Source organism: Paracoccus limosus (assembly GCF_009711185.1).
In the GTDB taxonomy this organism is placed as follows: Bacteria; Pseudomonadota; Alphaproteobacteria; order Rhodobacterales; family Rhodobacteraceae; genus Paracoccus; species Paracoccus limosus.
This window is the reverse complement of sequence record NZ_WMIF01000013.1, coordinates 1-25,675: the sequence shown is the minus strand read 5'-3', so window position 1 is coordinate 25,675 and position 25,675 is coordinate 1. Positions and strand designations below refer to the sequence as shown.

Sequence of the window (25,675 nt, the reverse complement as noted above, 5' to 3'; positions counted from 1 at the left end):
GCGGCACCCAAGGAGACGCCACATGAAGAACCTATCCGCCCGCCATTACCTGACCGCCTCGGGTCTGGCCCTGCTGATGGCAGTGTCGCCCGCTGTCGCGCAGCAGTCCGCGACCACCGCGCCGGCCAATGCCAACCAGCCGCTGGCCGCCCCCGACAGCGCCGCGCGCAGCCAGCAGGTGATGCCCGAAAGCTTTGCCGATCTGGTCGAACAGGTCAGCCCCGCCGTGGTGAACATCACCACGACCTCGACCGTCGCCTCGCCGCTGGCCGGCGGGCCGCAACTGCCCGAGGGCAGCCCGTTCAGCGACCTGTTCCGCGACTTCGGCTTTCCGGGCATGCCCCCGCAGGATGACGAGGGCGACAGCCCGCGTCCCTTTGGCCGTGGTGCCCCCGAGCAGCGCTCGAACGCACTGGGATCGGGCTTTGTCGTGTCGCCCGACGGGCTGATCGTGACCAACAACCACGTCATCGACGGCGCCGATCAGATCGAGATCGAGTTCTTTTCGGGCAAGACCCTGCCGGCCAAGGTGGTGGGCAAGGACGACAAGACCGATATCGCCGTGCTGAAGGTCGACAGCAAGGATCCGCTGCCGTTTGTCAAATTCGGTGACAGCGACAAGTCGCGCGTCGGCGACTGGGTGCTGGCGCTGGGGAACCCGCTGGGGCAGGGCTTCTCGGCCACGACCGGGATCGTCTCGGCGCGCAACCGTGCGCTTTCGGGCACCTATGACGATTTCATCCAGACCGATGCCGCGATCAACCGGGGCAATTCGGGCGGGCCGCTTTTCAACATGGATGGCGAGGTGATCGGCGTGAACACCGCGATCCTGTCGCCCAACGGTGGCTCGATCGGCATCGGTTTCTCGATGGCCTCGAATGTGGTTTCCAAGGTGGTCGATCAGCTTGAGGCATATGGCGAGACCCGGCGCGGCTGGCTGGGCGTCAAGATCCAGCCGGTGACGCAGGACATCGCCGATTCGCTGGGTCTGGCCGATGCCAAGGGCGCGATGGTGACCGATGTTCCGACCGGACCGGCGGCGGATGCCGGCATGAAGGCGGGCGATGTCATCACCAGCTTTGCCGGCGGAGACGTCAAGGACCCGCGCGATCTGGTGCGCCGCGTGGCCGATGCCCCGGTGGGCGAGGCCGTGGATGTCGTGGTGCAACGCGAGGGCAAGCCGGTCGATCTGAAGATCACGCTGGGTCGGCGCGAGCTGGCCGAAGGCACCGGCACCAATCCGGCCGGCAATGACAGCGGCGCGCAATCGACCAGCCAGCTGATGGGCATGACCGTGGCGCCGCTGACCCCCGATGTCGCCGCCGAGATCGGCGTCTCGCGCGAGATGCAGGGGCTGGTGGTGCAAGAGGTCGATCCCGAAGGCGCTGCCGCTGACAAGGGGCTGCAACCGGGCGATGTCATTACCGAGGCCGGGCAACAGCCGGTGACCAGTCTTGCCGATCTGGAAGCGCGCATCGCCGAGGCCCGCAAGGGCGGGCGCAAGTCCGTCCTGATGCTGGTGCGCCGCGCCGGCGAGCCGCGTTTCGTGGCGCTGCCGATCGACTAGGCGCCCCAAGCCAGCCGGGGCTTAGGACATGCGACAAGGCCGGGTGCACGCCCGGCCTTTTTCCTTGGCTGCCGCCTTGCCGGTTGTGGTGCGGGCATGAAAAAGGCCGGGGTCTCCCCGGCCTTGGCATTGCGGTCCGTCCAGGCGATCAGGGCTTGGGCGCGGGAACCGGGCTCGGCGCGGCGGCAGCGCCGGCCTGCGGCAGGTCCTTGTTGGCCTGCACCAGCGCATCCATGCCCGAGGTGAAGCCCTTGAGCGACAGGTTCAGGCCGACCATTTGTTCCTTTTGTGCGCCAAAGGGCAGCAGGGTCACGGTCGCGGTATTGCCTTTCTTCAGCGGCGCCAGCTCGGCATCGGTCAGGCCGATGCGCGAGATGCAGCCCACCGGGGCGCACAGCATGAAGGGATAGCGGCTGGCCTTGCCCGAATCGATCTGCAGGCCCAGCCCGGCCTGAAGGTCGGTTTCCAGCGGCGCGACAAAGGTGATCACCGCCGAGACCTTGCCGCCCATCGGCAGGACCGAGGCTTCGGCCACCGAGGCGCCGTCCTTGTCCTTCAGCAGCTGGTAAAGCTCGCAGGGATCCTGACCGTTCTGCGTCTTCATGCAGCGCAGCGTCCAGTCGCCTTGCGTCGATTTGGCATAGGTCTGGCCAACCTGCGGCTCGCCATTTGCGGCAGCAGCCGGAGCAGCCTCGGCCGGGGCGGCCGCCGCTTCGGGCGCGGCAGGGGCAGCGGCGGCCGGAGCTTCGGCAGCAGGCGCCGGAGTGGTCGCGGGCGCCTCGGCCGCCGGGGCGGCGGGGGCAGGGGTCTCGGAGGTTTGCGCCATCACGCCGGCCGAGCTGGCGATGGTGAAGATGGCGGCGAGCAGAGCCGCGGACGTCCTGTTGGCCATGGTTCTCTTCCTTTGGTCCAAGTTGTCGCCCGCTGGTAGCATGTGCGCCGGGGAATGTCAGGGCCGATTGCCGTGCTGGACGTCACCTTTGCGTTTTCTTCCCGTGTGATAGCCGGAGCGCGAAGAGGGATTTTCCTCGGATGGCGCCGGCGGAACCGCCTGCCTGAGGGTGTGGGCAAACATGAAACCCGGGGTGCCGCCATTGCGCGCACGACCCCGGGTTTCACAGCCTTACCTTCCCTGCCGGACTGGCCGGTCATCATTGCTGCGAAAGCTAGAATGAGCGGTTGCAAGCGTCAACTGTCCTATTCGTCAGCTTGTGACGGATTGTGACAAAGGGTGCAGTGGCTGAGGAAAAAACGGGCTTTGCGCAGGGGATTCAGCACCATGCCGCCCAAAAAAAGACCGCGCCCGAAGGCGCGGCAGTCCAACAGGGAGGAAACCGGGCAGGCATGAAGCCCTGCCCGACAGGACAAGAGTGGCACAAAACCTTTAAGGTTGTATTGTCCTTTTGTCTTGCCCTGCGCATTTTTGCCAATTCCAAGGAGAGATCATGGCCGAAATCGTCGATCTGGATGCCGGAACCGTCTTCGTCGGTGGCGGCGGAGCGGGTTACGGCACGCCGCAGGTGCTGTTGCTGAAATATGCCAACCGCCACGGGTTGATCGCGGGCGCCACCGGCACCGGCAAGACGGTGACCTTGCAGACACTGGCCGAATCATTTTCCCGCGCCGGGGTGCCGGTGTTCATGGCCGATGTGAAAGGCGATCTGGCCGGCATCGCCAAGCCCGGCGGCGGGGACGCGAAACTGGCCGAGAGCTTTGCCAAGCGCGCCGAACAGATCGGCGTGACGCTGGATTACCAGGGCTTTCCCGTCACCTTCTGGGACATCTGGGGCGAACGCGGCCATCCCGTGCGCACCACCCCGGCGGAAATGGGCCCCTTGCTGCTGTCGCGGCTGATGGGGCTGAGCGATGCGCAAGAGGGCGTTCTGAACATCGCCTTTCGCGTTGCCGACGAAGAGGGGCTGGCGCTTCTGGACATGAAGGACCTGCAGGCGATGCTGGTCTGGGTCGGGCAGAACGCCAAGGATCTGTCGCTGAAATACGGCAATGTCTCGACCGCCTCGGTGGGGGCGATCCAGCGCGCGCTGATGGTCTTGCAAAACGAGGGCGGCGATCTGTTGTTTGGCGAGCCGGCGCTGGAGCTTGCCGACATGATGCGGCTGGATGCCTCGGGCAAGGGCATGGTCAATATCCTGTCGGCCGAAAAGCTGATGAACGCGCCCCGGCTTTACGCGACCTTCCTGCTGTGGCTGATGAGCGAGCTCTTCGAGCAGCTGCCCGAGGTGGGCGATCCCGACAAGCCGCGCATGGCGTTCTTTTTCGACGAGGCGCATCTGCTGTTCAACGACGCGCCGCCGGCATTGGTGGACAAGATCGAACAGGTGGCGCGGCTGATCCGGTCCAAAGGCGTCAGCCTGTGGTTCATCACCCAGAACCCGGCCGACCTGCCGGAATCGGTGCTGGGGCAATTGGGCAACCGGCTGCAACATGCCTTGCGTGCCTTTACCGCCAAGGATCAGAAGGCGCTGAAACTGGCGGCGCAGAACTATCGCCCGAACCCCGATTTCGACACCGCCGAGGCGATTCAGGCTGTCGGCACCGGCGAGGCGGTGACCTCGCTGCTGGAGGCCAAGGGCGTGCCGGGCATCGTGCAGCGCACGCTGATCCGGCCGCCGCTGGCGCAGCTGGGTCCGATCCCGGATGCCGAGCGGGCGCAGCTGATCGCGCAGAACCCGATGGGGCTGAAATACGCCAAGACGCTGGACCGCGAGTCGGCGGCCGAACTGCTGGCCAAGCGCGCCGAGACGGCGGCTGCCGAGGCCGAAGCACCGGCCAAGGCAGGTGATGACGATCTGTGGCAGATGCAGCCCAAGGCCGGGCGCGGCCGGCGCTATGATCCCTCGATCCAGATCCCGGCCGAAAAGCCGCGCGCCGCTCCGGCAGCGCGCAGCCGGGCCAGCGCCAGCGACAGCATCGCCATCACCTTCGGCAAAAGCCTTGCCCGGCAACTGGGCACCAAGACGGGGCAGGCGCTGGTCAGGGGCGTGCTCGGATCGCTGTTCCGGGGAAAGTGACCGGCGCGGCGCTCGGTCCGTTGCGGCGCGCGACGGGCTGCGGCAGCGCCAGAATGGATTCGGCCATGATCGCGATCAGCAACAGGACATGGCGCTCGACATCGTAATCGGCCTCGGCTTCGCGCCGGGACTGGTCCAGCCTGTCCTCTTCGGCCAAGAGCCGGCGCAGGGCCGCGCCCGGCTGCGGGATTTCCTCGCCGCGCAGGATGCGGCGCAGATCGCGCTTGCGGCGATAGTTCGGCAGACCGGCCCGCGCCGCCTCGACCAGCAGGCGCGGGCGGCGGACCTGTGCCGGCCGCCAGGCCCGGCCGGCCGGGCTGGAGAGATGCGGCTGAAACTGGACGACATTGGGCATCATGGTCATCGGCGGTGCTCCTGCTGGCTGGTTTGGTGAACCGATTATTGACAACCTATGGGTGTGTTGCGTTCCGACCTTCTGCTGCGCGCGCTGCGGCAAGGAATCTTTAGGAGTTGTTAGGAATTATTGCCCCATCTCGGTGGTGACCCGAGCTTTTGGGCAGGGGCAAACCAACAACCCATGGGTGAGCGACTGCCCGCTTGCCTCAGGAAAACGAAGGAATGGACATGACGATTCAGACGGGAGATTTCGCCCTGGGCGCCTTTCCGGCCGGGCTGCAATCCGGGCTGGAGGCCGCGGGCTGCAATCGGCCCGACGAGCAGGCATCGCCCCGGCCTGCGATTGCCGCGCCGGGCGATCACCCCCCGGCCCTGTCGGGCGCGCCCGGACTGCCCGAAGACGGCGATCTGGGCCTGTATCTGCGCCATGTCGAGGGCGGCGAGACCATCCGCGCGCTGGCCCGCGAACTGGGCTGCCATGCCTCGACCATCCTGCGCCGCATCCGCCGTTTCGAGGCGCGGCGCGACGATCCGCTGGTCGATCAGGCGGTCGAGCGTGCCGCAACCCGCGCGCCGGGCAACGTTGCAGGCCCGGGGTCCGATCCGGCGCCAGGTCCGGCCGCAGCCCAGCCCGCCGCGCTGACGCCCGGCCGCACCGGGCTGAAGCAGATCTCGCGCATCCTGCGCCGTCTGGCCGAGCCGGGCGCGCAGATGGTGGTGGCCGAGGGCATGGACAAGGCCATCGTCGTGCGCGACGAGATCCGCACCGCCATCCTTGACCGCGAGCTGGCCGAGCATATGGCGATCCGCGCCTGGGTGCAGATGACCGGGCAGGGCCGGGTCAGCCGCTATGTCATCTCGGCCCAGGGGCGCGAGGTGTTGCGCAGCCTGATCGCCGCGCGGCGCGGCGGTGCCCTGCCGCAGCGCGAGGATTTCATTCTGGCCGCCCCGGTCATGGCCGAGGGCTGCGCCGAAGAGGCGGCGGGCTTTGCCCATGCCGAACATCACCGCAGCTATGAGGATCGCGAGATCACCGACCCCGAGGATGGCCGCCGCCGCCGCGCCCGGGTCAATATCGCCGAAAGCCCGCTGATGATGCTGGCGCGCCGGCGCGAGGCGGATGGCACACCCTTTCTGGCGCCTGAAATGGTGGCGGCGGGCGAGCGGCTGCGCGAGGATTTCGAGCTGGCGCAGATGGGCCCGCGCGTCACCCAGAACTGGGACCGCTTCCTGACCTCTGGCATCGACGTGTCACGCGTGTCGGTGGGCTATGGCGGCGGCGCGGAAAGCGCGCGCAACCGCGTCGCCGCCGCTCTGCGCGAGCTGGGCCCGGGCATGGGCGATCTGTGCCTGCGCGTGTGCTGCTTCCTCGAAGGGATCGAGCTGACCGAGCGGCGGCTGGGCTGGTCGGCGCGTTCGGGCAAGATCGTGCTGCGCCTCGCGCTGATGCGGCTGGACCGCCATTACCGCGAGACCTATGGCGCCGGCGCGCCGCTGGTCGGCTAGCGATCCGGGACCAATCTCGGGCAGGGGAACGGGCCGTCCGGTGCAGCGCATCGGACGGCCGGTGCATTTTCACGCCCTGATCCGGGCAGCCCGATCAGGGTGCAGGATCAGGCCAGCGCGGCCAGAATCCGCGCCCAGCTGCGCGCGCCCTTGGCAAAGCTTTCCAGATTGTATTTCTCGTTCGGGGAATGGATACGGTCGTCGTCGCGGCCAAAACCGATCAACAGCGAATCCATGCCAAGGATTTCCTTGAAATCGCCCGCCACCGGGATCGAGCCGCCGGCACCGATATAGGCGGCCTCGCGCCCCCACTCCTGCGACAGCGCCTGTTTGGCCGCAGCAAAGGCCGGGTCCGAGGTATCCATGCGGCTGGCGCGGCTGGCGCCATGGCCGTGGAACTCGACCGTGCAATCATCGGGGATCGCGGCGCGGACATGGGCGCGAAACGCCACGCGGATCGCCTCGGGGTTCTGGGTTCCGGTCAGGCGAAAACTGACCTTGGCGCGAGCTTCGGCCGGCAGCACGGTCTTGAACCCGTCGCCGGTATAGCCGCCGGTGATGCCGTTGATCTCGAATGTCGGGCGGTTCCAGACCATTTCCAGCCCGGTGCGGCCGGTTTCGCCGACCGGATGTTTCAGGCCGACGCGCGCCAGAAACTCGGCGGCGTCAAAGCCCAGATCCTGCCAGTCGGCGCGCAGCTCGTCGCTGAGTTCCTCGACGCCATCGTAAAAGCCGGGCAGGGTGACGTGGCCGCCGGCATCCTTGACCGTGGCCAGCGCATTCACCAGAATCTGGATCGGGTTGGCGGCCAGACCGCCGAAACTGCCCGAATGCAGGTCGCGATCGGCGCCGCGCACGACGATTTCCTCGCCCAACAGCCCGCGCAACTGCGTCGTCATCGCCGGGCGGCCATCGGAATACAGCCCGGTGTCGCAGATCATCGCCAGATCGGCACGCAGCTCTTCGGCATTTTCACGCAGGAACGGTTGCAGGCTGGGCGAGCCCGATTCCTCTTCGCCCTCGAACAGCAGCACCAGATCGGTCGGCAGCGCGCCATGCACGGTCTTCCACGCCCGGAACGCCTCGACAAAGGTCATCAGCTGGCCCTTGTCATCGGCCGCGCCGCGCCCCCGGATCACCGGGCCGTCAGCCGTCTCCTCGATCATCGGCTCGAAGGGCGGGCGGTCCCACAGCGCCAGCGGATCGACCGGCTGCACATCGTAATGCCCGTAAAACAGCAGCGGCCGGCGATTGCCCTTGGGCGAATGCGCCACCACCATCGGATGGCCCGGCGTCGGCCGGACCGAGGCCAGAAACCCCAGCCCCTGCAGCTCGGCGCAAAGCCACTCTGCCGCCGCACGGACATCGCCCGCATGGGCCGGATCGGTCGAGACCGACGGGATGCGCAGGAATTCCTTCAGCCGCTCCAAGGCTTCGGGCAATTGCGCCTCCAGCGTCGAAACCACGTCTTCAATTCGGCTGTCGTCCTGCATCTCATGCCTTTCCAGACTGCTTTTTGGGGGCAAACAGATGCTCCCATGGTCGTAATGCGACAATTTGGCCCTATATTTTCACCGGATTGATCCGTATCAAGTCAGAACCCGCGGGATCGGACCATGATCCCCCAAGCGAGCAAGTTCAAGCAAGGTAAGGGATGAAGATGGACTATTCTGCCGCTCTCGATCAGGCCATCGGCAAATTGCATGACGAGGGGCGCTATCGCACCTTCATCGATATCGAGCGCCGCAAGGGGGCTTATCCCAAGGCCATCTGGACGCGCCCCGACGGGTCCGAGACCGAGATCACCGTCTGGTGCGGCAACGACTATCTGGGCATGGGCCAGCATCCGGTGGTGCTGAACGCCATGCACGAGGCGCTGGATTCGACCGGCGCCGGTTCAGGCGGCACGCGCAACATCTCGGGCACCACGGTCTATCACAAGCAGCTGGAAGCCGAGCTGGCCGATCTGCATGGCAAAGAGGCCTCGCTGGTCTTCTCCAGCGCCTATACCGCCAATGACGCCACGCTTTCGACGCTGCGCAAGCTGTTCCCGGGCCTGATCATCTATTCGGACGCGCTGAACCACGCATCGATGATCGAGGGCATCAAGCGTTTCGACGGCGCCAAGCGCATCTTCCGCCACAATGATGTCGAACATCTGCGCGAATTGCTGGCCGCCGACGATCCCGAGGCGCCCAAGCTCATCGCCTTTGAATCGATCTACTCGATGGATGGCGATTTCGGCCCCATCGCCGCGATCTGCGATCTGGCGGATGAGTTCAACGCGCTGACCTATCTCGACGAGGTCCATGCCGTCGGCATGTATGGTCCGCGCGGCGGCGGCGTCGCCGAACGCGACGGGCTGATGCATCGCATCGACATGTTCAACGGCACGCTGGCCAAGGCCTTTGGCGTTTTCGGCGGCTATATCGCCGGCACGGCCAAGATGATGGACGCGATCCGCTCCTATGCGCCGGGCTTCATCTTCACCACCTCGCTGCCGCCGGCGGTTGCGGCGGGGGCTGCGGCCTCGATCGCCTTCCTCAAGACGGCCGAGGGGCAGGTGCTGCGCGACCAGCAACAGCTGAACGCCCGCATCCTGAAGATGCGTCTGCGCGGCCTTGGCATGCCGATCATGGACCATGGCAGCCATATCGTGCCGGTGCATGTCGGCCATCCGGTGCATTGCAAAGCGCTGTCGGACATGCTGCTGGCCGATTTCGGCATCTATGTGCAGCCGATCAACTTCCCGACTGTGCCGCGCGGCACCGAGCGGCTGCGCCTTACCCCGTCGCCCGTGCATGATCCGCGCGAAATCGACGGTCTGGTCAAGGCGATGGATGCGCTGTGGTCTATGTGCAAGCTCAACCGTTCGGCGAGTGTGGCCTGACGGATGACTGGTGATATGCTCTCGCGCCCGTGATAACCTTCCTCTAATGAACCTGTGAGATTCTCCTGATTCGAGGAGATGCAGCAGCAAAAAACGAGGCACGGGCGATGAATGGGCTGAGGGGAACCCCCCCGTTGCAGCATGAACTGCCGGATTTTCCGCATGGGGCGGATGATCCGGATTTCCGGCTGGGCGATCTGATGCGGGGCGAACGCGCCACGCTGGGCAAATCGCTGCTGGATGTGCAGCGCGAATTGCGCATCCGCGCGTCCTATGTCGCCGCAATCGAGAATTGCGATGTCTCGGCCTTCGACGCGCCAAGCTTCGTGGCGGGCTACGTGCGGTCCTATGCCCGGTATCTGGGGCTGGCCCCGGAATGGACCTATCGCCGCTTCTGCCAGGAATCGGGCTTCCAGCCGACGCATGGCATGGCCCCCGTCGCCGCCGGTCCCAAGCCGCAGCGCCGCGCCTCGGACCCGGCCGAGGCATTGGCCAACCCGCATCCGATCTTTCTGCCCAAACCCGAAAGCATGTGGTCCTCGGTCGAGCCGCGCGCCATCGGCTCGGTTCTGGTGATGGTGCTGCTGGCCTGCGGCCTTGGCTATGGCGGCTGGTCGGTGCTGCGCGAGGTGCAAAAGGTCAACCTGACCCCCGGTGAGCAATCGCCCGGCGTGGTCGCGGCGCTCGATCCCGTGCAAGAGGCTGCTGCCCCCGAAACCGTCGATTCGGCCGAGGTGAACCTGCCGCGCCCCGAAGGCATCGACCGCACCTATCGCCCGCAGGCGCTTGAAGTGCCGGTTCTGGTCGCCCGCGACGGCCCCATCGCCGCCATCGACCCCGGCCTGAACCCGGCGGTGCTGCCCGCCGCCAGCAATATCGCCCAGTCCGCCGTCGTCACGCCCGAAACCGCCGCCCCGCTTGATGCGCAGCAAAGCGCGCAGGCCGCCGGCCCGGTGCCGCCCGCGACCACGGTTGCCGTGCAGGCGGTTGCCCCCGGCGCCTCCGCAGTCGAGGTGCTGGCCGCGCGCCCGGCATGGGTGCGCGTGACCTCGGCCGATGGCACCGTGCTTCTGGAAAAGACCATGGACGCCGGCGAACGGTTCATCCTGCCCAAGCTCGACGGCACGCCGATCCTGCGCACCGGCAATTCCGGCGCCATCTATTTCGCCGTCAACGGCCGCACCTATGGCCCGGCCGCGCCCGGCGCCAAGGTCGTCAAGAATGTCGAGCTTTCGGCCGAGGCGCTGACCGCGAAATTCGCCTATGCCGATCCGGCCAAGGATCCCGAACTGGCGCAGATGATCTCGCTGGCCTCGGCCGATCCGGCCCGTGCGGGCGAACAGCAGGAATAGCCGTCACGACTTCTTCACACCCCTGCGGCGCCCGGCGGCTTGCCGGCAGCGCCGCATCGGCCTATCTCTGACCGGGAATAGCCGCTTTCGCTGCAAAGGCCCCCGATCATGTCGCATAACCCGATCCGCCCTTGGCGCAATATCGACCGCCGCAAGTCGCGCCAGATCATGGTCGGCAAGGTCCCGGTCGGCGGCGACGCGCCGATCAGCGTGCAGACCATGACCAATACCGACACCAGCGACGTGCGCGCGACGCTGGATCAGATCATCCGCTCGGCCGATGTCGGCGCTGATATCGTCCGCGTCTCGACCCCGGACGAATCCTCGACCCGCGCCCTGCGCGAGATCTGCCGCGAAAGCCCGGTGCCGATCGTCGCGGACATCCATTTCCACTACAAACGCGCCATCGAGGCCGCCGAGGCCGGTGCCGCCTGCCTGCGCATCAACCCCGGCAATATCGGCGACGCGACGCGCGTCCGCGAGGTGATCAACGCCGCCCGCGACCACGGCTGCTCGATCCGCATCGGCGTCAATGCCGGCAGCCTCGAAAAGCATCTGCTGGAAAAATACGGCGAGCCCTGCCCGGATGCGATGGTGGAATCCGGCCTCGATCACATCAAGATCCTGCAGGACAACGACTTCCACGAATTCAAGATCAGCGTGAAGGCCAGCGACGTGTTCCTCGCCGCCGCCGCCTATCAGCAGCTGGCCGAGGCGACCGACGCCCCGATTCACCTCGGCATCACCGAGGCCGGCGGTTTCGTCGGCGGCACGGTCAAATCCGCCATCGGCCTTGGCAATCTGCTGTGGTCGGGCATCGGCGACACGATCCGCGTCAGCCTCTCCGCCGATCCGGTCGAAGAGGTCAAGGTCGGCTTCGAGATCCTGAAATCGCTCGGCCTGCGCACCCGCGGCGTGCAGATCATTTCCTGCCCCAGCTGCGCGCGTCAGGGCTTCGACGTGATCAAGACCGTGGAAACGCTGGAAAAACGCCTCGAACACATCAAGACCCCGATCAGCCTGTCGATCATCGGCTGCGTCGTCAACGGCCCCGGCGAGGCGCTGATGACCGACATCGGCTTCACCGGCGGCGGTGCCGGCTCGGGCATGGTCTATCTGGCCGGCAAGCACGATCACAAGATGTCGAACGACCAGATGGTCGATCACATCGTCTCGCTGGTCGAGGAACGCGCCGCCGCCATCGAGGCGGCCGAGGCGCAGGCCGCCGAATAGGCGCATATCAAAACAAAGGCGGGGCCGCAGCACAGCGCCCCCGCCTTCACCATTTTCCAAATACCCATCCGCAACCGCGCCACCAGCCGGGCGCGGGGGATCGGGCTCAGCCCTCGTTGCGCACGCCCTGCACGGCGCTTTCCAGCCCGGCCCCCGGCACGCCGCGAATCATCTCGCCATTGATGATAAAGGTGGGCGTGCCCATGATGCTCATCTTCTCGGCCAGTTGCTTGTTGGCGCGCAGCACCGCCATGACCTCTTCGCCGTTCATCCGGTCCAGCACCGCCTTGCGGTCCAGTCCCTGATCGTCGGCGAGCTTGCCCAAGGTCTCCAGATTGACCGGACCGCGATTGGCCATCAGCGCGTCATGCACCTTCTTGTAGGCATCCGCCCCCGAGACCTGCTGCACCGCCACCGCGAATTTCGCCGCCAGCTCGCTCTCGGCAGTCAGGATCGGGAATTCCTTCAGGATGACCTTCACATTGCCATCCGACTGCATCAGCTGTTCCAGCTGCGGATTGACCTGTTTGCAGTAACCGCAGCGATAGTCAAAGAACTCGACCAGCGTGACATCGCCATTGGGATTGCCGCCGACCCAGCTATGGCCGTCGTCAAGAATCTCGGCCTTGTTGTTTTCCACCAACAGCTTGTCATTTTTGGATTCGTCGGCAACCCGGCGCTCTTCCAGCACGTTGATCGCCTCGACCAGAACCGAGGGGTTGGCCATCAGATATTCGCGCACGGCATCGCCAAAGGCGGCCTTTTCGACATCGTTCATCTTGGCGGGATCGAAGGCTGCGGCGGGCAGGGCGGTCGCGGCCAGCAGCGCGGCGGTCAACAGGGCTTTCATCGGGTGTCCTTTCCGTGTCGCGCAAAGCTTGGCGCGCCCGACCGGCGGTTGCAAGCCGCCAGCACCCGGCGGCGGCGGTGCTTCACGCGGGCTTGACCGCCGGCGCTTGACCGCAAGCCGGCAAGTTGTGATACCCGGACGAAAACCATCGAGGCAAAGATGAGACAGTCGCACCGGGGCCAGGTGGACCCCTTCATCGTCATGGACGTGATGGAAGCCGCCCGCAAGGCCGAGGCCGCCGGGCGCCACATCATCCATATGGAGGTCGGCCAACCCTCGACCCCGGCCCCCGCTGCGGCGCGCGCCGCATTGGCGCAGGCGCTGGACCAGCCACTGGGCTATACGGTCGCGCTGGGTCTGCCCGAATTGCGCCGGGGCATCGCCGGGCTTTACAAGCGCTGGTATGGGCTGGATCTGGACCCGGCCCGCGTCATCGTGACGCCGGGCTCGTCGGGGGCCTTCATCCTTGCCTTTGCCGCGCTTTTCGATGCCGGCGACCGCGTGGCTCTGGGCGAGCCGGGCTATCCCAGCTATCGCCAGATCCTGCGCGCCATGTCGCTCGAACCCGTGGGCATCCAGACCCGCGCCGAAAGCCGCTATCAACCGCAGCCGCAGGATCTGCCGGCCGATGTGCAGGGGCTGATCCTTGCCTCGCCCGGCAATCCCTCGGGCACGGTGCTGCGCCGCGACGAGCTGGCGGCGCTGACCTCGCGCGCAGCCGAACTGAACATCAGCATCGTCTCGGACGAGATCTATCACGGGCTCGACTATGGCGCCGGTTTCCACTCCGCGCTGGAGGTCACCGACGAGGTCGTCGTCATCAACAGCTTTTCCAAATATTTCAGCATGACCGGCTGGCGCATCGGTTGGATGGTCGTCCCCGAGACGATGATCCGCACCGTCGAACGCATCGCGCAGAACATGTTCATCTGCCCGCCCCATGCCAGTCAGGTCGCGGCCCTCGCCGCGCTCGACTGCATCGAGGAAGCCGAGGCAAACCTTTCCGTTTACGCCGAAAATCGTCGTATGATGCTGGAACGCCTGCCCGCAATGGGGTTCGACCGCATCGCGCCCCCCGAAGGTGCCTTCTACATTTATGCCGATGTCTCCGAACTGACCGACGACAGTCTCAGCTTTTGCGCGCAAGTGCTTGAAGAGGCGGGTGTCGCCATCACCCCCGGCCTCGATTTCGACCCGCGGCGTGGCGCGCGCACGCTGCGCTTCAGCTATGCCCGCTCGTCCGCCGAGATTGCCGAAGGGCTGGACCGGCTGGAACGCTTCATGGCCGGGCGGACCGCAGCACGGGCGGCGCGATGAGGCGGCTGATCGCCGTCCTGATGCTGCTGGCGCTGCCGGCGCTGGCGCAGGAGCCCGCGAAATCGGCTCTGGCGCAGCTTGATCCGGCGCAATCGGCAATCACCGCCGAAGGCCGCGACCGGGGCAAGCCGCGCCCGCTGAATCTGCAACTCGCGCTCAGCCAGCCGGTGCCTTACCGGGTCTATTTCCTCGACAGCCCGCCCCGGCTGGTGGTGGATTTCCGCGAGCTGGATTTTTCCCGCATCACCCCTGATGCCATTCCCGGCCGCGACCTCGTACCCGCGATCCGCTGGGGCCGTTTTCGCCCCGGCTGGTCGCGCATGGTGGTGGAATTGCCCGGCCCCTATGCGCTGCGCAGCGCCGTCCAGACGCAGGGCGCAGCAGGGGCGGGCGCGCGGCTGAACCTTGCGATCGCCCCGGTCGAGGCCAAGGATTTCGTCACCCGTGGCAATGCGCTTTCGGCACTCTGGGATCTGCCGCAGCCGGCCGCCCTGCCGCCGCCGCAACCGCATCGCCACACCGGGCGCAGCCTGCGCGTGGCCATCGACCCCGGCCACGGCGGCCATGACCCGGGCGCGCAGGTCGGCGCCATCAGCGAGGCGGCGGTGATGCTGGGCTTTGCCCGCGAACTTTCCGACATGCTGACCCGCGCCGGCTTCGAGGTGGTGCCCACCCGCACCGACGACAGTTTCGTGCCGCTGGAACGGCGCATGACCATCGCCCGCGCCGGACAGGCCGATCTGTTCATCGCGCTGCATGCCGATGCGCTGCCGGCGGGCGAGGCGGCGGGCCTGTCGATCTATACCTGGAACCAGGAGGCCGACGACCGCGCCAGCCGCGAACTGGCCATGCGCCACGACCGCGCCGACCTTCTGTCGGGCGTCGACCTTGCCGGCGCCGATGACGAGGTGGCGGGCGCGCTGATGGATCTGGCGCGGCTGGAAACCCATCCCCGATCCGAGGCTTTCGCGAAATTCGCCGTCTCCGAACTGAACAAGTCGGGCATCGGCATGCACCGCACGCCCATTCGCGGCGCCAGCTTTTCGGTGCTGAAATCGCCCGACATTCCCTCGGTGCTGGTCGAGCTAGGCTTCCTGACCGATCCCGGCGACCGCCACAACCTCTTTGACCCGGCGTGGCGCGCCGCCACCGCCCAGGCCCTGACCCGCGCAATCGGCGCATGGGCGCAGGATGACGCCATCCGCGCCGGCCTCGCGCGGCATTGACGCCGCGACCGGATCTCCGCCACAGGCAGGTTGTGTTTTGACCTTGGCCCGGTCGCCGACTATAGAGTCCAAAGCTTACCCCCAGAGGCCCGCAGTTGTTCCGATTTATCCTTTCGTTTTTCGGTGCGATCTTTTCCTGGATCGTCACCGGCGCCGTTTTCATCGCCCTGGTTCTGGGAGCGGTCTTCTGGATGTATTCGCGCGACCTGCCCAGCCATGAGCAGCTGGCGCAGTATTCGCCCAAAACCATCAGCCGGATCTATTCCGGCGAGGGCAAGCTGATCGACGAATTCGCCGAGGAGCGCCGGATCTTCGTGCCCATCGACGAGATCCCGCAGCTGGTGAAAGAGGCCTTCATCAGCGCCGAGGACAAGAACTTCTATCACCACCACGGCTTCGACCCGCGCGGCATGATCGGGGCGATGGTGCAGGCGGTGCAGACGCGTGGCCAGAACGTGCGTGGCGCCTCGACCATCACCCAGCAGGTGATGAAGAACTTCCTGCTGTCCAGCGACCGCAGCATCCAGCGCAAGGTCAAGGAACTGATCCTCGCCACCCGGCTGGAACAGTCGCTGAGCAAGGACCAGATCCTTGAGCTTTACCTGAACGAGATCTTTCTGGGCCAGAACAGCTCGGGCGTGGCGGCGGCGGCGCAGACCTATTTCAACAAGTCGCTGACCGATCTGACCCCACATGAGGCGGCGACGCTGGCCGCCATGCCGCAGGCCCCCTCGCGCAGCATGGTGCGCGACAAGGAGCGCATCACCGAACGGCGCAACTACGTCCTGCGCGAGATGTGGCAGAACGGCTATATCGACGAGGCGACCTATAAATTCGAGTCGGCGCTGCCGCTGCGCACCGTGCAGAACGGCGATTTCCCGTCCTGGCGCAGCACCATGCCGCCGCGCGACTATTTCACCGACGAGATCCGGCGCCAGCTTTCGGCGCAGTTCGGTCAGGATGAATTCTTCACCGGCGGCTTGCAGATCCGCGCCACGGTCGAACCCGACCTGCAGCGCGTCGCGGCCCATGCCCTGCAACAGGCGCTGGAGCAATATGACCGCGGTCGCGGCGTCTGGCGCGGCACCCGCATCCGCATCCCCGAAGACAAGCTGGCCAGCGAACAGGACTGGCGCACAGCCCTTGCCGCAGCCCAGGTGCCGCGCGACATCGAGGGCTGGTCTCCCGCCGTCGTGCTGGCGCTTGGCGCCACGGATGCCACCATCGGCATCGAGGGCCAGCAGGGCACCGCCGACATTCCGGCCAAGGACGTGCAATGGGCGCGCAAACGGCTTTCGGACGGCAAGCTCGGCCCTAAGGCCAAGGTGGCCTCTGACCTCCTGGATCTGGGCGATGTGGTGCTGGTGCGCCAGATGACCGATGACAAGACCGGCGCGCTGATCCGCTGGACCCTGCGTCAGGTGCCCGAGATCGAGGGCGGCTTCATGGCCATGGACGTGAACACCGGCCGCGTCATGGCGATGCAGGGCGGCTTCAGCTATCAAAGCTCGGTCTTCAACCGCGCGACGCAGGCGCAGCGCCAGCCGGGCTCCAGCTTCAAGCCCTTCGTCTATGCCGCCGCACTGGATTCGGGCTTCAACCCCGCGACCATCGTGGTGGATGAGCCGATCACCGTGAACACGCCGCAGGGCCTCTGGACGCCCAAGAACTCGACCGGGAAATATTACGGCCCGACGCCGATGCGCATCGGGATCGAGCAGTCGCGCAACCTGATGACCATCCGCATCGCGCAAGACATCGGCATGGATACCGTGGCGAAATATGCCGAGAAATTCGGCGTCTATGACCATTTCAGCCAGTTCCTCGCCAATGCGCTCGGCTCGCAGGAAACCACGCTCTTCAAGATGGTCGCGGCCTATGCGATGTTTGCCAATGGCGGCGAGCGGGTCGAACCCACGCTGGTCGACCGCGTGCAGGACCGGCGCGGCCGCACCATCTATCGCCACGACCAGCAGCAATGCGTGACCTGCAATCAGCCGACGCTGCCCGCCGGCGCCGCCCCCGAACTGCGCACCACGCGCGAACGGGTGCTGGATGCGATCACCGCCTATCAGGTCACCTCGATGATGGAGGGCGTGGTCAAGCGCGGCTCGGGTCGCGGCGTCAAGCTGCCGGTGCCGGTGGCGGGCAAGACCGGGACCACCAATGACGCCAAGGACGTGTGGTTCATCGGCTTTACCTCGAACATCGTCGCCGGCTGCTATCTGGGCTATGACACGCCGCGCAGCCTGGGCGACAATGCCTATGGCGGCACACTTTGCGTTCCGGTGTTTCAGGAATTCATGCGTCAGGCGATCAAGGAATATGGCGGCTCGGCCTTCAAGGTGCCGCCGGGCGGGCATTTCGTGAACGTCGACCGCTTCACCGGCGCCATCCTCGGCCCGGATGCCAAGGGCGACAATGTCATCGCCGAATATTTCCGCGACGGTCAGGATCTCAGCGGCATCGGCATGGTCGATGGCGGCTTTGGCCGCGCCGATCCGGCGACGCTGCCGCTCTACACCTCCGCGCGCGACGGCGGGCAGGCGGTGACGACCTCGACCGGCAAGAAAAAGGTCATCCCGAAAAAGGCCGATTTCGGCACGCTCTCCTCGGGCGGTCTCTACTGACCGCCCGTCCGCCCGGCCATTCACCGTTTTCCAAATACCCAAAACACCACGCACGCAGCCGGCGCCACGCCCGGCCTTTGCGCGCCTCCCTTGCCCGCAGCGCCCGCGCAGGCTATCTGTCTGCGGTTAACTGCCCGCCCCTGCGAAAGAGACCGAACCATGCGCGCCGAAACCCTTGCCACCATCGAAGCGATCCGCAAATCGCTGAAGCTTCTGGCGCAGCGCATGGATTGGGAAACCGCCCCGCACCGGCTCGAAGAGCTGAACGCGATGATCGAGGCCGGCGATATCTGGTCCGACCCGGCCCGCGCGCAAAAGCTGATGCGTGACCGGCAGATGCTGTCGGATGCCGTGGAAACCTATCGCCGCATCGAAAAGGAATTGCAGGACAACGCCGATCTGATCGAACTTGGCGAGGCCGAGGGCGACGCCGAGATCGTCGCCGATGCCGAAGCCTCGCTGAAGGCACTGGCCGAGCTCTCCGCGCAGAAGGAACTCGAGGCACTTCTGAACGGCGAGGCCGACGGCAACGACACCTTCCTCGAGGTGAATGCCGGCGCCGGCGGCACCGAAAGCTGCGACTGGGCCTCGATGCTCTCCCGCATGTATGTCCGCTGGGCCGAGAAAAAGGGCTATAACGTCGAACTGCTCTCCGAGACCGGCGGCGACGAGGCGGGCATCCGCTCGGCCGCCTACAAGATCTCGGGCCCGAACGCCTATGGCTGGCTGAAATCGGAATCGGGCGTGCATCGTCTGGTCCGCATCTCGCCCTACGATTCGGCGGCGCGGCGGCACACGTCCTTCAGCTCGGTCTGGGTCTATCCGGTGGTCGACGACAATATCGAGATCGACATCCCCGACAAGGATATCCGCATCGACACCTATCGCTCGTCGGGTGCGGGCGGCCAGCACGTCAATACCACCGACTCGGCGGTGCGGATCACCCACTTGCCGACGAATATCGTGGTGACCAGCTCGGAAAAATCGCAGCACCAGAACCGCGCGAACGCCATGGCGGCGCTGAAGGCGCGGCTTTACCAGCTGGAACTCGACAAGCGTAACGCCGCGATCAACGCCCAGCACGAGGCCAAGGGCGACGCCGGCTGGGGCAACCAGATCCGCTCCTACGTCCTGCACCCCTATCAGATGGTCAAGGATCTGCGCACCTCGCATGAAACCTCGGACACGCAGGGCGTGCTCGACGGCGATCTCGACGCCTTCATGGCTGCCACGCTGGCCCTTGATGTCGCCGGTAAATCCCGCGCCGAGGCACAGGCCGAGGACTGATCCCGGCCCGCGCCTGATCGCGCCACTGTCACGGGAAAATGCTGGCGCCAGCAAACGTCAGACTTTCGCGCTGCGCCGCAGCAAGTTATGCTGCAACCGCAAAGCGAGGTGACGCATGTCGGTCAGAAAGATCAATCTCGCCCTGCAGGGCGGCGGCGCCCATGGCGCTTTTTCCTGGGGCGCCATCACGCGCCTGCTGCGCGAGGACAGCATCGAGATCGCGGCCATCAGCGGCGCGTCGGCCGGGGCGCTGAACGGCGCGGCGCTGGCCGCAGGCCTCAGCAGCGCCAAGGGCCAGCGCGGCCGCGATGCGGCGATCCAGAACCTTGATTACATCTGGTCGCAGGTCAGCCAGATCAGCGACAATACCGTGGTGCGCTGGCTGCATTCGATGTTTCCCACCCCGCGCGGCTGGCAGCGCCTGACCGAGCTGTTTTCGCCCATCGCCTGGATGGAGGGGCTGACCCGCATCTTCAGCCCCTATGATTCCGGCCCCTTCTACAGCAATCCGCTGGCCGCCATCCTGCGCGAGATGCCGCATCCGGCACTGGGTCTGCCCAGCGGCCCGCAGTTCTTCGTCAGCGCCACCAATGTCCGCACCGGCCGCATCCGCGTCTTCGAGGGGGCCGAGGTCACGGTGGACGCGGTGCTCGCCTCGGCCTGCCTGCCGTCGATCTTTCGCGCGGTGGAAATCGACGACCCGCGCACCGGCCGGCGCGAGGCCTATTGGGACGGCGGCTATTCCGGCAATCCGGCACTGTTCCCGCTTTATGCCCGCGACCTGCCGCGCGACATCGTCATCGTCAACATTAACCCGATGCTGCGCGACGTGCTGCCGAAATCCCCGGTCGAAATTCAGGATCGCATCAACGAGGTCAGCTTTAACGCAGCCCTCCTCAGCGAGCTGCGCGCCATCAACTTCGTCAAGAAACTGCATGGCGAGGGCCGCCTGACCGGGCGCGAGATGAAGAACCCGCTGATCCATATGGTCATGGACGATTTCCTGATGAACAAGCTGACCGCCGGCACCAAGCTGGTGCCCGAGCCCGGGCTCCTGCCGGTGCTGCGTAATGCCGGCTATGCCGCGGCCGAGCGGTTCCTGCAATATCACGCCAAGAACCTTGGCGAGCGCGACTCGATCGATCTGGCGGCGCTGTTTTCGTAAAGCGCCGCCAGAGGTTGCGGATCAGCCCGCGCTCAGCGCCGCCGCGATCCGCGCTGCCAGCCGCGCATTGTTCAGCACCAGCGCGATATTGGCCTTCAGCGACTGCCCCTCGGTCAGCTCAAAAATGCGGCTCAGCAGGAAGGGCGTGACCGCCTTGGCGGCAATGCCCTGTTCGGCGGCTTCGGCCAGCGCCTGCTCGACCACCGGGATCATGCGCGCGCGCGGGATCTCGTCGGCCTCGGGGATCGCGTTCACCACCAGTTGCCCGCCCTTCAGGCCCAGCCGGGCGCGCATCTCGGCGGCGGCCGCGATCTCGGCGGGATCGTCCATGCGCAGCGGCGCGGCCAGCCCCGACTCGCGCGACCAAAAGGCCGGCAGCTGGTCCTGACCAAAGGAAATCACCGGCACGCCCAGCGTCTCCAGCACTTCCAGCGTTTTGGGCAGATCAAGGATCGCCTTGGCCCCGGCCGAGACCACCGTGACCGGGCTTTGCCCCAGTTCCTGCAGGTCGGCCGAGATGTCAAAGCTGGTCTCGGCGCCGCGATGCACGCCGCCGATGCCGCCGGTTGCAAAGACCCGGATGCCGGCGAGCGCCGCGCAGATCATGGTCGCGGCCACCGTGGTCGCCCCGGTACGCCCCAGCGCGATGCAGGCGGCCAGATCGGCGCGCGACAGCTTCATCACCTGATCGCCCGGCGTCTGCGCCAAGGCCTCCAGCGCGGCCGCGTCCAGCCCGATGCGGATCTGCCCGCCCATCACCGCGATGGTCGCAGGCACGGCGCCGGCCTCGCGGATCGTGTCCTCGACGGTCCGCGCCATCTCGAGGTTTTGCGGATAAGGCATGCCATGGGTGATGATGGTCGATTCCAGCGCCACGACGGGGCGGCCGGCGGCCAGCGCGGCCTCGACCTCGGGGGTGATCAGCAGGGGCAGGGTCATCGTGTTTCCTTCTCAGATCGCTTCTGCAGGAGCCTCGGCCACATGGGCCGCGGCGGCATTCAAGGCGGCGTCCAGCGCCGCGGCACGGTCGTGACCGGCCAGTTCCGCCATGACATGACCGGCCAGAAAGGCATCGCCCGCACCGGTGACGCGACGCGCCACCACCGGCGGCGGCGCGCGCAACAGCAGCGACGCCCCGGCCAGGCCATCGGCCACAGCACGCGGCCCATCGGTCACCAGCGCGCGATGCACGCCCATGTGCAACAAGGCGCCCGCCGCCTCGGCCGCATCGGCCAGCGGACGACCGGCCAGCGCCTCGGCCTCCAGCCGGTTCAGGTGAAAGATCGCCTGCGGATGGCGCAGCAGCGGCTGCAGGCTCTGCGCCTTGGTCGGGCTTGCCGGCACCAGCCGCAATTGTGCCCCGGCCAGACAGGGGTCCGCCGCCAGCTCGGCAAAGACCGCGGGCGTCAGATTGCCGTCGGCGATCAGCGTGCCGACCCAAGGCCGCGCGGCGCTGCCCAGCCGGCCATCGCGCAGCGGCGCGACCACGGCCGCGCCCGCCGCCTCCAGCCCCTGCGCATCGGCGATGGCGGCCAGCAGCCCCTCGGGCGTCTCGATGGCCATATAGGTATCGGTGGCCCGCCCCGAGTCGCGCCAGATCCATTCGGTGCGCACGCCCAGCCGCGCCGCTTCGGCCAGCAGCGCCTCGCCCGGCGCATCACGCCCGACTGCGGCCAGAATGGCCGGCTGCAACCCCTGCCGCGCCAAGGCCAGCGCCACGTTCAGCGCAACACCGCCAGGACGTTGCACGATGCGGCCCGCCAGATCCTCGCCCGGCGAGACCGCGCGCGCGGCATGGCCGATAATGTCCCACAGCATCGCACCGACGCAAAGGATCCGGGGCAGATGAGGCTGGGAGGGCATGCGGGCTCGATCGGAATTCAGGCCGGCAAGTTGCGGCATATCGCCGAAAAGGGCAAGGGGCCGATAAACTTTGTCCTAGTTGGCGCTTTGTTCTGGTTTGGATCGGACCTATCCTCAGCGGGTGTATTTGATGAGGAACCCATGAAACTCCAATTGATTATGCTGATGGGCGCACTTTCCGTCGCCGGTTGCGCCACGATCACGCGCGGCACCAATGACGTGCTGGTGGTGAATTCGACGCCGGGCGGCGCCGAGGTCAAGTTGAGCAATGGCGAAAGCTGCACCGGCACGCCCTGCACCTTCAAACTGCCCCGCAAATCCGAACTGAACGTGCTGATCCAGAAACCCGGCTGCAAGCCGCAACAGGTCCGCGTCACCAACCGGGTCGCCGGCAGCGGCGGTGCGGCGATGGCGGGCAATATCGTGTTCGGCGGCATCATTGGCGCGGGCGTCGATGCAGGCACCGGCGCCACGCAGGAACTGGTGCCGAACCCGGTCTCGGTCACGCTCGAATGCAAGGGGCGCTGATCGCCCCGCATGAAACTCGGCCCATGAAAAAGGCCCCGCGCTGGCGGGGCCTTCGATCGTTCAGGTCGCGCGCGATCAGTTGCGCTCTTTGTCGACCATCTTGCCTTTCGAGATCCACGGCATCATCGCGCGCAGCTTCTCGCCGACTTTCTCGATCTGATGCTCGTCGTTGATGCGGCGGGTCGCCTTGAAGAAGGGCTGGCCGACGGCGTTTTCCTGCATGAAGTCACGCACGAACTTGCCGTTCTGGATGTCGGTCAGCACGGCTTTCATGCGGGCCTTGGTTTCGTCGTAGGGCAGAACGCGCGGGCCCGAGACATACTCGCCATATTCGGCGGTGTTCGAGATCGAGTAGTTCATGTTGGCGATGCCGCCTTCATAGATCAGGTCGACGATCAGCTTCACTTCGTGCAGGCATTCGAAATAGGCCATTTCCGGCTCGTAGCCAGCCTCGACCAGAGTTTCAAAGCCCATGCGGATCAGCTCGACCAGACCGCCGCACAGAACGGCTTGCTCGCCGAACAGGTCGGTTTCGCATTCCTGACGGAAGTTGGTCTCGATGATGCCCGAACGACCGCCACCGATGGCCGAGCAATAGCTCAGCGCGATGTCTTGCGCGCGGCCGGTCGCGTCATTGTGGACCGCGAACAGGCAGGGCACGCCACCGCCTTTGGTGTATTCGCCGCGCACAGTGTGGCCGGGGCCCTTGGGCGCCATCATGATGATGTCGACGCCGGGCTTCGGCTCGATCAGGCCAAAGTGGATGTTCAGACCGTGGGCAAAGGCAATCGCCGCGCCTTCGCGGATATTGTCATGCACGTATTTCTTGTAGGTCTCGGCCTGCAGTTCGTCGGGCATGGTGAACATGATCAGGTCGGCCCAGGCGGCGGCTTCGGCGATGCCCATGACCTTCAGGCCCTCGGCTTCCGCTTTCTTGGCCGAGGCCGAGCCTTCGCGCAGCGCGACGACGACGTTCTTGGCACCCGAATCGCGCAGGTTCAGCGCATGGGCGTGGCCTTGCGAGCCATAGCCCAGCATGGCGATCTTCTTGTCCTTGATCAGGTTCACATCGCAGTCGCGATCGTAATACACACGCATCAGAGTATCCCTCACTTTTGCTGAGCGTGTTCTAGCAGGGGATTTTCCGCAGATGTGTGCAATTTTCGCACTTCCACCGCATAAATCGAAAGTTTAATGTTGCGATTATCGAAACAATGAAAAAATCATGCCCGACGCCACCGACAAACGCATCCTGCGCCAGCTTCTGGCCGATCCCGACATCGGCAATGCCGAACTGGCCGAGCGGGCAGGGGTCACGCCCGCCAGCCTCTGGCGCCGGCTGGAAAAGCTGCGCGAAACCCGCGTGATCCGCGCGACCGAGACCCGCATCGACTGGCGCAAGCTGGGCTATGAGGTGCAGGTCAGCCTGCGCTTCACCCTCGACAAGACCCATCCGCGCGCCTTTGACGACTTCACCGCCGCCGCCCGCCGCGTCCCCGAGGTCGTCGAGATCCAGACCTTCCTCGGCTCGGTCGATCTGCGGCTGTCGGTGATCGCCCGCGACATGGCGCATTGGCAGCAGATCTACCGCGAAAGCATCCTGACCCTGCCGCATGTCTCGGACAGCGACGCGCTCATGCTGATCTCGACCATCAAGGACCGGCAGGAGCTGCCGCTGTGACGCCTGACGCCACCGACCTCGCCATCCTGCGCCTGCTCTCTGCCGATGCGCTGCTCAGCGCCGCCGAGGTCGGGCGCGAACTCGGCATGACCCAGCCCGCCGCATGGCGCCGCATCAAGCGGCTGACCGACGCGGGCGTGCTGGCGGGCCGCCGCATCGTCACCGACCAGACCGCGCTTGGCTTCGGCGTCACCGTGTTTCTGGGCGTGCGCCTGGCCGCCAAGGGCCGCACCAGCCTTGAAGAATTCGAGCGCGCCGTCACCGCCATCCCCGAGGTGCAGGTGGTCCAGCACGTTTTGGGCCAGTTCGACTACCGGTTGCGCATCACCGCCCGCGACATCGCCGATTTCGAACGCATCCTGCGCCGCCGCATCATGACCCTGCCCGGCGTGGGCCAGGTCGAGGCCAACGTCATGCTGTCGGAAGAACGCCGGCCGGGGCCGTTGTAGGATGGGGCAGTTTGGCTTTTCGGCCTGGGTTGGTATTGGCAATATGGCGTTACCATCAGTCTTCAGGAGCATCGATATGGCAGAGTCGGACGAATCTGTTCGGAAGGAACGCGCGGCACTTATTACCCAGAAGTACAGTGGAATATGCCCCGTCTATGAAGCATTCTACATTCACTCAATTCTCTATGCGGCCGAGCGTTCAGAGGCGGCTTTCCAGAGGTTTGATGAGGCTGTCGCCATTTCTCGTTCGGCCTCAGTAATCTTCGCTTACATTCAGGACGCGCTAACCCACGCCGGGGCGCTATCCCGCTTTTTCTGGCCAATGAAATCAAAGAAGAAGGACGACCAACTTGCAGCCGCCCGTGGTGATCGCCTGCGAGATGCCTTCGCTCTTGATGAAACATCAGCGCTGAAATGCCGGAAGTTACGAAATGCCTTTGAGCATTTCGACGAGGATCTTGATCACTTCCTGCTGGAGGAGCGAGCCGGATTTTTCTTTCCAAACCCGATGGTCGAGGATCAGGCGCTTGCCGACGAATCGATTGGGCATTTGTTTAAGCTGGTCGATCCAAAGAATGGTATCTGCGTACTGCTTGGCCAGAAGTTCGAGTTTCGGCCGAGCCTGTGTAAAAACTCGGTCTTGTGATAGACTTTGGCATGGCGTTGGGGGATCGGCATGTCGGGGTTCATCGAAGGCGTTGCACGCGGGCAGACGGTTCTTTTCCCTGATCGGCTCGAGGAC

The 25,675-nt window shown here is 65.8% G+C and carries 22 protein-coding genes; 15 read left to right on the top strand and 7 right to left on the bottom strand.

The genetic code is table 11. The features are described 5' to 3' along the window. Positions 1–22 precede the first annotated feature (22 nt). The gene (locus tag GL279_RS10600; RefSeq protein ID WP_155064606.1) at positions 23–1,567 is read left to right on the top strand and encodes a DegQ family serine endoprotease; all 1,545 of its coding nucleotides are present in this window, start codon (positions 23–25) and stop codon (positions 1,565–1,567) included. 148 nt (positions 1,568–1,715) lie between these two features. Here the strand turns inward: GL279_RS10600 and GL279_RS10595 are convergent, their stop codons facing one another. After that, positions 1,716–2,459 (bottom strand): invasion associated locus B family protein, encoded by a 744-nt coding sequence (locus tag GL279_RS10595; RefSeq protein ID WP_155064605.1) that lies wholly within the window; start codon positions 2,457–2,459, stop codon positions 1,716–1,718. A 553-nt stretch (positions 2,460–3,012) separates the two neighbouring features. On the opposite strand from GL279_RS10595, the gene GL279_RS10590 reads away from it, so the two are divergent. After that, positions 3,013–4,599 (top strand): helicase HerA-like domain-containing protein, encoded by a 1,587-nt coding sequence (locus GL279_RS10590; RefSeq protein ID WP_155064604.1) that lies wholly within the window; start codon positions 3,013–3,015, stop codon positions 4,597–4,599. Here the strand turns inward: GL279_RS10590 and GL279_RS10585 are convergent. After that, the gene (locus GL279_RS10585; protein ID WP_211371293.1) at positions 4,562–4,963 is read right to left on the bottom strand and encodes a DUF6477 family protein; all 402 of its coding nucleotides are present in this window, start codon (positions 4,961–4,963) and stop codon (positions 4,562–4,564) included. The two genes, GL279_RS10590 and GL279_RS10585, sit on opposite strands and share 38 nt — an antisense overlap. Positions 4,964–5,178: 215 nt before the next feature. Between GL279_RS10585 and GL279_RS10580 the strand changes: the two genes are divergently transcribed. Further along, the gene (locus GL279_RS10580) at positions 5,179–6,462 is read left to right on the top strand and encodes a DUF6456 domain-containing protein (RefSeq protein ID WP_155064603.1); all 1,284 of its coding nucleotides are present in this window, start codon (positions 5,179–5,181) and stop codon (positions 6,460–6,462) included. A 107-nt stretch (positions 6,463–6,569) separates the two neighbouring features. On the opposite strand, the gene GL279_RS10575 is transcribed toward GL279_RS10580, so the two are convergent. Beyond that, positions 6,570–7,955, bottom strand: a complete 1,386-nt coding sequence (locus GL279_RS10575) for a M20/M25/M40 family metallo-hydrolase (RefSeq protein ID WP_155064602.1) — start codon at positions 7,953–7,955, stop codon at positions 6,570–6,572. Positions 7,956–8,122: 167 nt separating this feature from the next. Between GL279_RS10575 and hemA the strand changes: the two genes are divergently transcribed. The 3 genes from hemA to ispG all read left to right on the top strand — a co-directional run bounded on the left by hemA (position 8,123) and on the right by ispG (position 11,937). Next, positions 8,123–9,352 carry a 5-aminolevulinate synthase gene (gene hemA, locus GL279_RS10570; RefSeq protein ID WP_155064601.1) on the top strand — a complete coding sequence of 410 codons (1,230 nt, stop codon included), beginning with the start codon at positions 8,123–8,125 and terminating at the stop codon, positions 9,350–9,352. A 107-nt stretch (positions 9,353–9,459) separates the two neighbouring features. Continuing rightward, on the top strand, positions 9,460–10,704 hold the full coding sequence (locus GL279_RS10565) for a helix-turn-helix domain-containing protein (RefSeq protein ID WP_155064600.1): 1,245 nt from the start codon (positions 9,460–9,462) through the stop codon (positions 10,702–10,704). A 108-nt stretch (positions 10,705–10,812) separates the two neighbouring features. Further along, positions 10,813–11,937: a flavodoxin-dependent (E)-4-hydroxy-3-methylbut-2-enyl-diphosphate synthase gene (gene ispG, locus GL279_RS10560; protein ID WP_155064599.1), complete on the top strand. Its 1,125-nt coding sequence runs from the start codon at positions 10,813–10,815 to the stop codon at positions 11,935–11,937. A 106-nt stretch (positions 11,938–12,043) separates the two neighbouring features. Here ispG and GL279_RS10555 read toward each other — a convergent pair whose 3' ends face one another. Further along, positions 12,044–12,787 carry a DsbA family protein gene (locus GL279_RS10555; RefSeq protein ID WP_155064598.1) on the bottom strand — a complete coding sequence of 248 codons (744 nt, stop codon included), beginning with the start codon at positions 12,785–12,787 and terminating at the stop codon, positions 12,044–12,046. A 159-nt stretch (positions 12,788–12,946) separates the two neighbouring features. Between GL279_RS10555 and GL279_RS10550 the strand changes: the two genes are divergently transcribed. From GL279_RS10550 to GL279_RS10530, 5 genes are all read left to right on the top strand, one after another. Next, positions 12,947–14,104, top strand: a complete 1,158-nt coding sequence (locus GL279_RS10550; RefSeq protein ID WP_155064597.1) for a pyridoxal phosphate-dependent aminotransferase — start codon at positions 12,947–12,949, stop codon at positions 14,102–14,104. After that, complete coding sequence (locus tag GL279_RS10545) at positions 14,101–15,330, top strand: N-acetylmuramoyl-L-alanine amidase (protein WP_155064596.1); 1,230 nt, start codon at positions 14,101–14,103, stop codon at positions 15,328–15,330. Before GL279_RS10550 ends, GL279_RS10545 begins: the two co-directional genes overlap by 4 nt. Positions 15,331–15,425: 95 nt before the next feature. After that, positions 15,426–17,960 carry a penicillin-binding protein 1A gene (locus GL279_RS10540; RefSeq protein ID WP_155064595.1) on the top strand — a complete coding sequence of 845 codons (2,535 nt, stop codon included), beginning with the start codon at positions 15,426–15,428 and terminating at the stop codon, positions 17,958–17,960. Positions 17,961–18,119: 159 nt separating this feature from the next. After that, on the top strand, positions 18,120–19,247 hold the full coding sequence (gene prfB, locus GL279_RS10535; protein WP_155064594.1) for a peptide chain release factor 2: 1,128 nt from the start codon (positions 18,120–18,122) through the stop codon (positions 19,245–19,247). 115 nt (positions 19,248–19,362) lie between these two features. Continuing rightward, positions 19,363–20,412 (top strand): patatin-like phospholipase family protein, encoded by a 1,050-nt coding sequence (locus tag GL279_RS10530; RefSeq protein WP_155064593.1) that lies wholly within the window; start codon positions 19,363–19,365, stop codon positions 20,410–20,412. A gap of 21 nt (positions 20,413–20,433) precedes the next feature. On the opposite strand, the gene GL279_RS10525 is transcribed toward GL279_RS10530, so the two are convergent. Together GL279_RS10525 and GL279_RS10520 are read right to left on the bottom strand one after the other, a co-directional pair. Then, a complete protein-coding gene (locus GL279_RS10525) occupies positions 20,434–21,351 on the bottom strand; it encodes a pseudouridine-5'-phosphate glycosidase (protein ID WP_155064592.1) in 918 nt (305 codons plus the stop codon). Between the two features lie 12 nt (positions 21,352–21,363). Then, positions 21,364–22,275, bottom strand: coding sequence for a PfkB family carbohydrate kinase (locus GL279_RS10520; protein ID WP_155064591.1), 912 nt, complete (start codon positions 22,273–22,275; stop codon positions 21,364–21,366). Positions 22,276–22,416: 141 nt separating this feature from the next. Here GL279_RS10520 and GL279_RS10515 point away from each other — a divergent pair, with 141 nt between their 5' ends. Then, entirely contained in the window at positions 22,417–22,803 is a 387-nt protein-coding gene (locus tag GL279_RS10515; protein WP_155064590.1) for a translation initiation factor 2, read from the top strand. Positions 22,804–22,878: 75 nt separating this feature from the next. Here GL279_RS10515 and ilvC read toward each other — a convergent pair whose 3' ends face one another. Next, positions 22,879–23,901: a ketol-acid reductoisomerase gene (gene ilvC, locus GL279_RS10510; protein ID WP_155064589.1), complete on the bottom strand. Its 1,023-nt coding sequence runs from the start codon at positions 23,899–23,901 to the stop codon at positions 22,879–22,881. 127 nt (positions 23,902–24,028) lie between these two features. On the opposite strand from ilvC, the gene GL279_RS10505 reads away from it, so the two are divergent. The 3 genes from GL279_RS10505 (at position 24,029) to GL279_RS10495 (ending at position 25,579) form a co-directional block, all read left to right on the top strand. Continuing rightward, on the top strand, positions 24,029–24,484 hold the full coding sequence (locus GL279_RS10505; protein ID WP_155064588.1) for an Lrp/AsnC family transcriptional regulator: 456 nt from the start codon (positions 24,029–24,031) through the stop codon (positions 24,482–24,484). Next, on the top strand, positions 24,481–24,933 hold the full coding sequence (locus GL279_RS10500) for an Lrp/AsnC family transcriptional regulator (protein WP_343039778.1): 453 nt from the start codon (positions 24,481–24,483) through the stop codon (positions 24,931–24,933). Before GL279_RS10505 ends, GL279_RS10500 begins: the two co-directional genes overlap by 4 nt. 76 nt (positions 24,934–25,009) lie before the next feature. Then, complete coding sequence (locus GL279_RS10495; RefSeq protein ID WP_155064587.1) at positions 25,010–25,579, top strand: hypothetical protein; 570 nt, start codon at positions 25,010–25,012, stop codon at positions 25,577–25,579. Positions 25,580–25,675: the final 96 nt, after the last annotated feature.